The sequence below is a fragment of the Streptomyces sp. NPDC006602 genome (assembly GCF_042870385.1).
Taxonomy (GTDB): domain Bacteria; phylum Actinomycetota; class Actinomycetes; order Streptomycetales; family Streptomycetaceae; genus Streptomyces.
This window is the reverse complement of sequence record NZ_JBIAHG010000080.1, coordinates 1-8,822: the sequence shown is the minus strand read 5'-3', so window position 1 is coordinate 8,822 and position 8,822 is coordinate 1. Positions and strand designations below refer to the sequence as shown.

General features: G+C 67.8%; 8 protein-coding genes and 3 pseudogenes. 5 read left to right on the top strand and 6 right to left on the bottom strand.

Annotated features, from left to right (window positions below):
* Positions 1-120, top strand: a pseudogene (locus tag ACFYO2_RS49150) (AAA family ATPase); the annotation flags it as partial.
* 344 nt (positions 121-464) lie between these two features.
* Here ACFYO2_RS49150 and ACFYO2_RS49145 read toward each other — a convergent pair.
* On the bottom strand, positions 465-821 hold the full coding sequence (locus ACFYO2_RS49145) for a MerR family transcriptional regulator (protein ID WP_097289521.1): 357 nt from the start codon (positions 819-821) through the stop codon (positions 465-467).
* Between the two features lie 422 nt (positions 822-1,243).
* On the opposite strand from ACFYO2_RS49145, the gene ACFYO2_RS49140 reads away from it, so the two are divergent.
* From ACFYO2_RS49140 to ACFYO2_RS49130, 3 genes are all read left to right on the top strand, one after another.
* A complete protein-coding gene (locus ACFYO2_RS49140) occupies positions 1,244-2,149 on the top strand; it encodes an NADP-dependent oxidoreductase (RefSeq protein WP_388363928.1) in 906 nt (301 codons plus the stop codon).
* Positions 2,150-2,587: 438 nt separating this feature from the next.
* Positions 2,588-3,694: a hypothetical protein gene (locus ACFYO2_RS49135; protein ID WP_388363925.1), complete on the top strand. Its 1,107-nt coding sequence runs from the start codon at positions 2,588-2,590 to the stop codon at positions 3,692-3,694.
* Positions 3,695-3,939: 245 nt separating this feature from the next.
* Positions 3,940-4,464, top strand: coding sequence for a hypothetical protein (locus tag ACFYO2_RS49130; protein WP_388363922.1), 525 nt, complete (start codon positions 3,940-3,942; stop codon positions 4,462-4,464).
* Between the two features lie 54 nt (positions 4,465-4,518).
* Here ACFYO2_RS49130 and ACFYO2_RS49125 read toward each other — a convergent pair whose 3' ends face one another.
* The 5 genes and pseudogenes from ACFYO2_RS49125 to ACFYO2_RS49105 form a co-directional block, all read right to left on the bottom strand.
* Positions 4,519-5,373, bottom strand: coding sequence for a transposase (locus tag ACFYO2_RS49125; protein WP_388363932.1), 855 nt, complete (start codon positions 5,371-5,373; stop codon positions 4,519-4,521).
* Positions 5,350-5,577, bottom strand: a pseudogene (locus tag ACFYO2_RS49120) (transposase); the annotation flags it as partial. The pseudogene ACFYO2_RS49120 and the gene ACFYO2_RS49125, both read right to left, overlap by 24 nt.
* A 16-nt stretch (positions 5,578-5,593) precedes the next feature.
* Complete coding sequence (locus tag ACFYO2_RS49115) at positions 5,594-5,839, bottom strand: hypothetical protein (protein ID WP_388363919.1); 246 nt, start codon at positions 5,837-5,839, stop codon at positions 5,594-5,596.
* 864 nt (positions 5,840-6,703) lie between these two features.
* Complete coding sequence (locus ACFYO2_RS49110; RefSeq protein WP_388363917.1) at positions 6,704-7,006, bottom strand: hypothetical protein; 303 nt, start codon at positions 7,004-7,006, stop codon at positions 6,704-6,706.
* Between the two features lie 370 nt (positions 7,007-7,376).
* Positions 7,377-7,673: pseudogene (locus ACFYO2_RS49105) on the bottom strand (transposase); the annotation flags it as partial.
* A 132-nt stretch (positions 7,674-7,805) separates the two neighbouring features.
* On the opposite strand from ACFYO2_RS49105, the gene ACFYO2_RS49100 reads away from it, so the two are divergent.
* The gene (locus ACFYO2_RS49100; RefSeq protein WP_388363914.1) at positions 7,806-8,729 is read left to right on the top strand and encodes a hypothetical protein; all 924 of its coding nucleotides are present in this window, start codon (positions 7,806-7,808) and stop codon (positions 8,727-8,729) included.
* The last annotated feature ends 93 nt before the right edge of the window (positions 8,730-8,822 follow it).

Here is an 8,822-nt window from a genome sequence, read left to right as displayed (position 1 = left end):
GCGATCGTGGACCGGCTGACGTTCGGCGGCAACATCATCGAGACCGGCACCGACTCCTACCGCCTCGCGGCCACCCGCGCCCGCGCCGAACAACAAGCCGCCGCGGTCGCCGCAGGCTGAAGAAGACGGCGCCGTCCTACGGGGCCGGGCACGTCGGCGCCCTTCTCCAGTCCTCTACTTGCCGGGCAGTACCGAGCGGTCAGGCGTCGAATCGCTTCTCCTTTTATCTAGTGCTGTCAAGTGTCTCTACAGGTCAACGGGTTGAAGCGATGTAAGGCAAGTCAGGCATGTACGAGTGGGCTTCGCTCGGCCGAAACCGTGGAGGCGTTGATCGTCCATGGCGGGTACAGGGGAGGGGTGGCGGTGGCGCTCACGGACCCGACCGGGTGGGGAGACCTGTTCACGCGCGATGTCGCCCGGTAGATGCCGGATAGGTCGGGGCCCCACCCCTCGCGACGGGTTGATCAGTCCTGCGCCACGTTCGCCGCGGTCACATTCTCGATCACGCGGCCGAGTTTGGTCTTGGCCCGGGTCAGGTCCTGGATGCGTGCGGCGATGCGGTCGCGTTCGATGATGAGCTGGTCGAGCATGGCGGGGGTCGCGACGCCGGTGCTCACGCACGGCAGGAGTTCGACGACGGTACGGCTGGAGAGGCCGGCCGCGAAGAGGTCCTGGATGAGCTGGACCCGCTCCAGGGCTTCGTCGGGATAGTCCCGCTGCCCACCGGGCGTCCGCGCCGATTCCAGGAGCCGCTGTTCCTCGTAGTAGCGCAGGGCCCGCACGCTGACCCCTGACCGCCTGGCAAGCTGTCCGATGCGCATGACGCAGGTCGCTCCCTTCCCGCTCGTACCTCACGTTGACGTCAAGTTTAGGCTAGCGATACCGGCTCCGGGGGCAGCCCTGGGGGCCGATCGAACCGTTGCCGGCGCCGAGATTGATCATGACCCGGTGGCGGACCCGAGGGGCGTTCACGCGGTTCACGTACGCACGGCAGTCCTCGCGTCGTGCCGGGATCGCCGAGCCCGCCCGAGGGCACATGGGTGTCGACCGTGACGGGCGGCGTGATCCCTCGAAGTGGCGCAGGCCCCCACGCTCACCCCCGCCCGCTCGGCAACCTCACCCATCCGCGCCTGCTCCGGCCGGGCGGCAGTTGCGACTTGCACCTCACGTCAACGTCAGGTTCTAGAGTGACGAGCGTCGGATGAACACGTCATTCCGGCCCGTCAAAGTAAGGCAGACCATTATGCGCGCAGCCCGGTTCCACGAATACGGCGGAGCGGAGAGCCTGGTGATCGAGCAGGCCCCCGACCCCCACCCCGGACCCGGTGAGATCCGTGTCCGCGTCGCGGCGGCCAGCGTCAATCCCATCGACTGGAAGCTGCGCGCCGGCGCCCTGCACCAGCTGATTCCCCTGGAGCTGCCCGCCATTCCCGGGCGCGACGGCGCCGGTGTGGTCGACGAGATCGGCGACGGGGTGCAGGGGGTGAGCATCGGCGACCGTGTCTTCGGACTGGGCGGTGTCACCGGGGCGACCGCAGAGCTGCTCATCCTCTCGGCCTGGGCGCACACCCCCGCCACGTGGAACGACGAGCAGGCCGCTGGTGCCGGTCTCGCGTCAGTGACCGCGATGCGTGGGCTCGACGCGCTCGGCTCCCTCGCGGGGCGCACCCTTCTCGTCGAGGGCGCCGCCGGAGGCGTGGGCAGCGCGGCGGTCGAGATCGCGGTAGCGCAAGGTGCCACTGTGATCGGGACAGCCAGTGAACGCAACCACGAGTTCCTCACCGCACTCGGCGCCGTTCCCACCACCTACGGCCCCGGCCTCGCGCAGCGTCTGTCCGCTCTCGCCCCGCGCGGAGTCGACATCGTGCTCGACACCGCGGCCTCCGGATCGCTGGACGACCTCGTCGCGATCACAGGTGACCCGAAGCGCGTCGCGACGGTCGCCGACCATGCGGGCGGGCAGCGCCTGGGCACGCATGTGGTCAACGCGGAGAACGATTCCACTCTCCTGTCCACGGCGGCGGAACTGGGCGGGCAAGGCCGCTACACACCCCGTATCGAACAGGCCTACCCCCTGGAGCGGATCGCCGACGCCCACGCGCACGCCGAGCGTGAGCGCACCCGAGGAAAGATCGTGATCTGCATCTGAACAGGCCGATCTGTATCTGAACAGGCCCACGAGGTAGGTAACTCGCAACGTGCGGGCCTGCGTGGCGAGCGTGCCCTCGATCGGTACCGGCGAGCGGGCGGTCCGGAGCGGGCCGATCTCCATGGCGCCTCGTCAAGCAGGCCGCCCCCACTCAGGCACCGCACGTGGCACATGCGCCGTCGTCCACGGGCACTAGCCTCATCCAGCTTCAGCAGCCCCGTGAGAGGGGTTCAAATACGGGTTCTCAATCGGTTGGCTTTGTCCACGAGAACGGACAGCGCATGTTCACCACTTCGGGAGGCGCCAGAGCGGGCAGTGGATTCGAACGGTGATGCTCAACGTCATGGCTGTGCTTCGGCCCCGCAGTGGATTGAAAACACGTTGGCCGGTCTGCCACGGAGCTGCGACGATGCCCTCTGTTTCACCAGCGGAGGGCATTTGTTCGTTTTCGTGTGTGTGGGGTGCGGCGCCGAGCTGACCAACCCGCTGTCCCGGGTCGCCCTGCCGGCCCACGCTCATCAGAAGTACGGGAACGGGATTCAGCTCCCGGTGCTGATGGAGTCGGGCACGTTCGCCGTAAACCCGGAGCCCTGGGGGCCGCCGTGGCGGAGATGGGAGGAGATCCATCTGGACGAGGCGGTGACCCGCGGCATCTACGCGCCGGTTCACGCCCTCTCCGACGGCGCCCCCGGCGCGATCGTCATCGCACCCGGCGACGCCCGCGGCACCCTGCTGATCCCGGAGAGGGCCGGCGGCTACTGCTGCGGCCTCGACGGAGCAGACGGCCCCAACATGGCCTGCGAGGAATGCGGCCTGCCCGTCGCGAGCCGGATCGACGACTGCTCACTCTGGCAGGCGGTATGGCTCACCCCCAACGCCGTGCGCCGCCTCCCTGTCGACGGCGCCGACTCCGCACCGCTCTCCTGGGCAGAGCTGTTGGAGGAAGGAAAAGGCACGCCTCCGTTCGAGCCGATCGCCACATGGGGGTCCCGGCTCGGGCCGAACCATTTCTGGTCGTGGAGCCCACAGTGGGAGGCCGCGGTCGGCCGGGCACTCGCTCACCTGCTGGCAGCCTCGGAGGGTCGGCCGGTGACCGCCCCGGACGGTCTGAGTAAGGAAGTGTTCCAACGCGCCCTCGACGCCCTGCTGCCCGCGGGTCTGTGGGCACGGCGCGCCGTTCTAGCCGGACCAGGGCAGCCCGCCCCCGACGCGGACGCTGACGTCGTCCTCGTGCCGACCCATCCGCAGACCGGAGAGACTTGGACCCCGGTCGGCCCGGCCACTACGGCCTATCCGGTGCCTCTGCCGTTCGGGGTGTGGTTGTGGCTGGCCTTCCCCAAGCCGCACCTGCCCGTTCCCGCGTCGGGCGGCATGCCCGACGGCGTCCTTCGCGACGACCCGCCCGCACCGCGCCCCCGGTACTTGTTCCGGGCCGATCCGGGCGCGTTTCAGCACACCCTGGTCCGGCTGCCAGCCGTCCGCAGTCCGTGGTTGCGCGAGGTCTCCGAGAACCTCACGCAGCACATGCGCGCCGGCCTCTTCTAAAGGACTGACCAAAGGTGTCGGTGCCCTGTCTCCGACCTGCTCCGCAATCGAACAGCGCCGGACGGCGGTGCCTCCCGAAGTGGTGAACATCTGCTGTCCGTTCTCGGTTCTGGCACAGATCTTGGGGAGCGGTCGCGGAGTGTCACCGGGGCAACAGCATGAGTTGGGTCAGCCCGTAGGGCGGTTTGCCGGGACAGTCGAAATGTCCGGGCACTCTCGCGAGCTGTGCTGGCATCGTATGAATCATGGCAGCGATAGACGACACATCCGAACCCGACAGCCCTGTCCGCAGCGCTTATCCGCCCCTGGTGGAGGCAGCGTGGCTGTATCAGGCGGATCAGGTGTGTCCGGAAGACCTGCCGATGACCGCTGCCCAGGCAATCGCAATGGGAATGGACGCGCCGACCCTGTGCGAGCTCGCCGGTCTGCCGCGTCATGCGGACCCCCGGGACATCCGTGACACATTCGAGCAGGCTCTTGAAGAATTGGGGATCATTCTGCCCGATCACTACGTGGCCCGACGATACGCACTGCGCAGGCTGGCCGCGCGATTCAGCGCCGGGGAGGTGGATCTTGCCGAGTTGGCATCGGACGAGTGGTCAGAGATGGAGGTCGAGACCGCCGAAGAGCAAGCCTTCGTGGCACTACTCCCGCCATGCGCGTGCTGCATCGAGTACACGCTGGGGCTCGACGAGGCGGCATGGAAAGCGCAACTGCAGATCGCGGCCTGTGCCTTGGTCTCACATCCCAGTGTCGGGCCGCGCTTCTGACCAGTGGGGTCAGGAGGCGTTTCTGGCGAAACATCTGGGGTCGATCGCGGAGAGTCACTGAAGCAGGATCATCTTGCGGAGTAGTTCGAATCCGGCTCGGCCGTAGAGTTGCCGCTTGATCTTCTTGATGCGGTTGACGGCGCCCTCGATGCTGCCGGAGCTCCAGTCGAGAGTGAGCCCGGCTTTCACGGCGTCGAGGTCGCGGAGCAGGTGGAGTGCGAAGCCGGTGAGACCGGGCAGCTGGCTGGCGTCGACTGTGTCGATCCAGGTGGGGAGTGTGGAGCCCAGGCGGTCGGTGAGTATCTCGCCGAAGTCGCGGACATGTTCGCCGGCCTTGTCCAGCTCGGGGCAGCGCGCCAGGACTTCCTTCAGGCCGACGCGGTCTTCCTCGGTCAGGGTCGCGGGGTGCCGGGTGAGCCAGCCGGTCACCTGCCGCACCGTCGGCGGCCGGGGCGGCGCCCCGGATGGAGCCCCGCGCAAAGTGGCGATGTGCGCGCGGACCATGCCGTAGGTGACAGGAGCTTGCTCGGCTATCAGCTCGCTGTGAAGTCGAGTGACGCTGGTGCATCCCTCGGCGAATCGCCGTTCCAAGTAAGGCTTGTAGGGGTCCAGTCTGCTGGGCCGGGGCTGGTTCTCGCGGATGGTGTCCTGCCAGCGGGCGGCGCTCGAGTATCGGAGCACGGTGTTGAGGCCCCAGCCCAGGTGCCGGGCGATTGCCCGGCGTGAGTGGCCTTGGGCAAGCAGTTCGTGGACCAGGGCGTGCGCTGCCTTCTTCCGCTCGGCCCGCCGACCGACGGTCTCCAAGTCGTCCTGCGACCGGCCGGGAGCTGGGCGGGTGTCCTGCGGTGGCGTGCCGTTGGGCGACGGGTTGCGCAGGCAGTCGCGGTGGGCGGCGACGCAGGTTTCCACGGCTCGGCCGAGGCCCTGCCACAGGTGGAACCGGTCGGCGACCTGCAGAGCGTCGGGGGCGCCGCGCCGGGCGCCCTCGGCGTATGCGCTCGCCCTGTCTCGGCAGATGATCTCCACGCCGGAGTGGCGGATCAGCCAGGCGGCCAGTGGGCCGGCTTCACGTGTCGGGAGCACATCGACCACGTGGTGGGGCGTTGCCCCTTGATCGTGGACACCCTGATCATTGGATCGTGAGGATCCATAGGAACGCCTCGATCACCCTCGCCGCGGGCCGGTGCGGCGCCACCGCCATCAGTACCGCGTCATATCCGTTCGGCAGCGGCGGTGCCACCAGGGCGACTTCATCCCCGGACCGCAGACGCAGCACCAGTCCCCGCAGCCGGTCCTCATCCCCGGGTACGGTGCGCAAGCGCGCGTGCAACTGGTCCTGCGACGGGGAGTACAGCCGTACGTGGGCCAGCCGCACCCCGCGTTTGTACTCCTCCCAGCGGCCGAACCCGAGGCTGCGGAACGGCGGCTCCTGCCACGGCCGCAGCGCGTCCAGACGCTCCAGCAGACGCCGCAGGAAGTCCCGGATCGACGGCTCGGCATGCGGCTGCCAGGACAGGTCTTCCTCCCAGGCAACCGCCTGGTCCAGACATCGAAGGCTTCAGGCGCGTGAGCAGCTCGGCAGGCGCCCGTACGCCGGGCGGTGCCGGCGGACCCCTCCAGGCCCCCGACCGGGCCCGCCCAGGACAACGCGCCTGTCTGGTCAGGCCCGTCGAGGTGGCCGGTCGAGGTGGCCAGGCCCCGCCCGCTGCTCGTCGAGCACCTGGTGAAGATCAGCGCCGCCTGCCCGGACAACCTCATGGGCATCCGCGACCGCGCCCTGGTCCTCATGCACTTCGCCGTCGCCGGCAGCGAGCACGAACTCCCCTTCAACCGGGTCCGCGACTACGCCGAGACCCCCGGCGGCCTCCAGGCCGACCTGCGCGTGTCCAAGGTCCGCCCCCGCGTCGTCCCGGTCCCCACGGCCCTGCCGTACAGAAGTGGGCCACCTTGGCAAGCGTCGATACGACGCAGGACACCGTCTGACGGAGACCGGTTGTCCCTCCGCTCAATCCCTCCACCCCGTCCCCACACGGTGACACCGGCCAGACACACCACGGGCCCCGGGGTGGCTGTGTCAGTTGGGCCGGATCATCCGGCACCTGCGCGAACCGAGTGCAGGAGTTGAGAGCGCGGCAGTTGTAGCGATGCATGCGCATGGATGGCGTCCCGCGGAGTGGTGTAGCCGGTCGTGGCCCGGGAACGCGCGGGTGACGGTGGCCTCTGTCGCCCAGGCGATCCGCTACTGGATGACCTCGTAGATCTCCTTGTAGCCGGATACCGCGTTGCTGTTAAACGTATCGATCAGTGACTGGGCGTTCTCATCTGGATTCACGAAGAACGCTCGCTCCATGGTGAAGTACTGGTCGAGGCTGTCGAATTCCCATTGGCAGACGACCGTATCCATGGGACCGGCGTAATCGACGTAGATTCGCCGGTTCGCGTACCCGGCCTCTTCGAACACCTTGGTGAGGGTCTCGAACGCCGCCACGATCTCCGGCGCCTTCCCGCGTTCAGCTTGGTAGACCTCGCGCATCATGTACATGATGTGACCCTGCTTTCCTACCAGAAGAGTAATCTAGAGCAGTAATTGACTAGCAGGCGCTATTTTTCATGCTAAGTCATCAAAATGTCGCCCGCACGCCGAGCGAGGTCCGGCTATCAGTAGCGTGATCTGGACGTCTCCTGCCTTGGTCATAGTCTGGCTGTACCCCCTCCCTGCACCTCGGGTTCCCGGTGAGTCCCCGTTCCATCTGGCACGAGAGTGGCACGGGCCCACGCAGTCGGCCCACGCCCGACGTGCTGACAAGCTGGGACTCGGCGGTGCCCGCATCGTCCTGTCCTACCTCATCGCACGGGACGGTTCCCGCTGTGGCATCTGCCAACCACGGGTCGTGGCTCGCCGAGTGGTGCAGTCACTGGCCGAGCTGATTCGGTTCAGGCGCGGGAAGCCGGCGGTCGTTCTCGGCGGGGTGGGCGGTGAGGAGTTCGGCCATGGAGGTTTCGGAGAGGTAGCGGCGGTCGAAGACCTGCCACTCGTCGTGCAGTTCAGCCAGCACCGCGGCTGCGAGCCGGCCGAGGGCGGCGGGGTTGGGGAAGACCTGGACGACGTCGGCCCGCCGCTTGATCTCCCGGTTCAGCAGCTCCAGAGGGTTGGTGCTCCAGATCTTCTTCCAGTGCGCTGGCGGGAAGTCCGCGAACGCGGTGATATCCCCAGCGGCGTTCAGCAACATGGCCTAACACCCAGGACGTCGACAAGCCTTCCCTCGTCCCCTCCGAGGACCGCACCGAACTCCTCGGCCAGGACTACAAGAAGTCCGCCGACACGGCCTTCACCACCTCAGGTGACGGGCACCGGCTTCCACCTCCTGGTGGCCGACGAGAACAACGGCTACGCCTGGAAGACTGCGGCCACTCTCTCCGAGCCCGGGTTCGACACCGACAGCTGGATCGGCAACGCGTGTCTGACCGCGTCCGGCAAGCGGGCAGCCGTCGCCTACGCACCCACCAACAAGCCCGAACTCATGGCACGGGGCGCCTTCGCGGCCCTCGTGGACCTGACCACCGGCACGGTCACCAAGCTGCCCTTCCAAGCATCACTGGCCTACTTCAGCCCCGGATGCGGCAACGGGGAGCAGGCCGTCTTCACCCAGCTCTCTTATGAGAGCGACGCCGAACAGCGGACCCGGCTGCTCACGGTGGACGCCGCCACGGGCAAGACAGGCACCCCGGCCACTTACCCGGGCCAGGTCATCTCCGCCGTGCCCACGAAGAATGGCATCGTCGCCGCCCACGGCAACCGGCTGGTGACCACCGCAGCCAAGGGCAGGCTCACCGAGATCACGCGCACCGAGTCGGTGCCGTTCCAGCTCACGGTGGACGCCTCGGGCGGTGTCGCCTACATCGACCGCGCGAAGAGCAAAACCACGAAGAAGAAAGCCACCAGCCGCGCCGAGTACCTGGCCGCGAGCCAACTGCACACGCCCAATGCCCGTGCTGCCACGGTAGCCTCCGGCGCGCTCACCGACTGGGACCTCACCTCCTCGGCATGCTGGAGTTCGGCGATCACGAGACCACCGTCAGCACGATCTTGCCTTGGAGGTGGCCCTGCGCGGCTCGCGTGTGTGCGTTGCCAGATGGTTACGCAGCGCTACACGCCACCTGGCCGTAGCTATACGAGAACACGGCCTTCCATAGGGTCGGACGCTGAGCCGGCACAACGTAACCCCGAGCGATACCGGCAGATGCGCGACGAACACGGCGCGTAACTGGCGTACGGGTGTTGACTGGCATGTGACGGTCCTGGCCCTGGGGGGTGACGATGCGCACCCTCGCCGTGCGACGGCCGGGGTTTCGCAGGG

What these genes read in the sequence shown, in the direction of transcription:
- ACFYO2_RS49140 (WP_388363928.1), top strand. Translation starts at nt 1,244, where the DNA reads ATGCGCGCAGCCCGGTTCCACGAATACGGCGGAGCGGAGAGCCTGGTG.
- ACFYO2_RS49130 (WP_388363922.1), top strand. Translation starts at nt 3,940, where the DNA reads ATGGCAGCGATAGACGACACATCCGAACCCGACAGCCCTGTCCGCAGC.
- ACFYO2_RS49145 (WP_097289521.1), bottom strand. Translation starts at nt 821, where the DNA reads ATGCGCATCGGACAGCTTGCCAGGCGGTCAGGGGTCAGCGTGCGGGCC.
- ACFYO2_RS49110 (WP_388363917.1), bottom strand. Translation starts at nt 7,006, where the DNA reads ATGTACATGATGCGCGAGGTCTACCAAGCTGAACGCGGGAAGGCGCCG.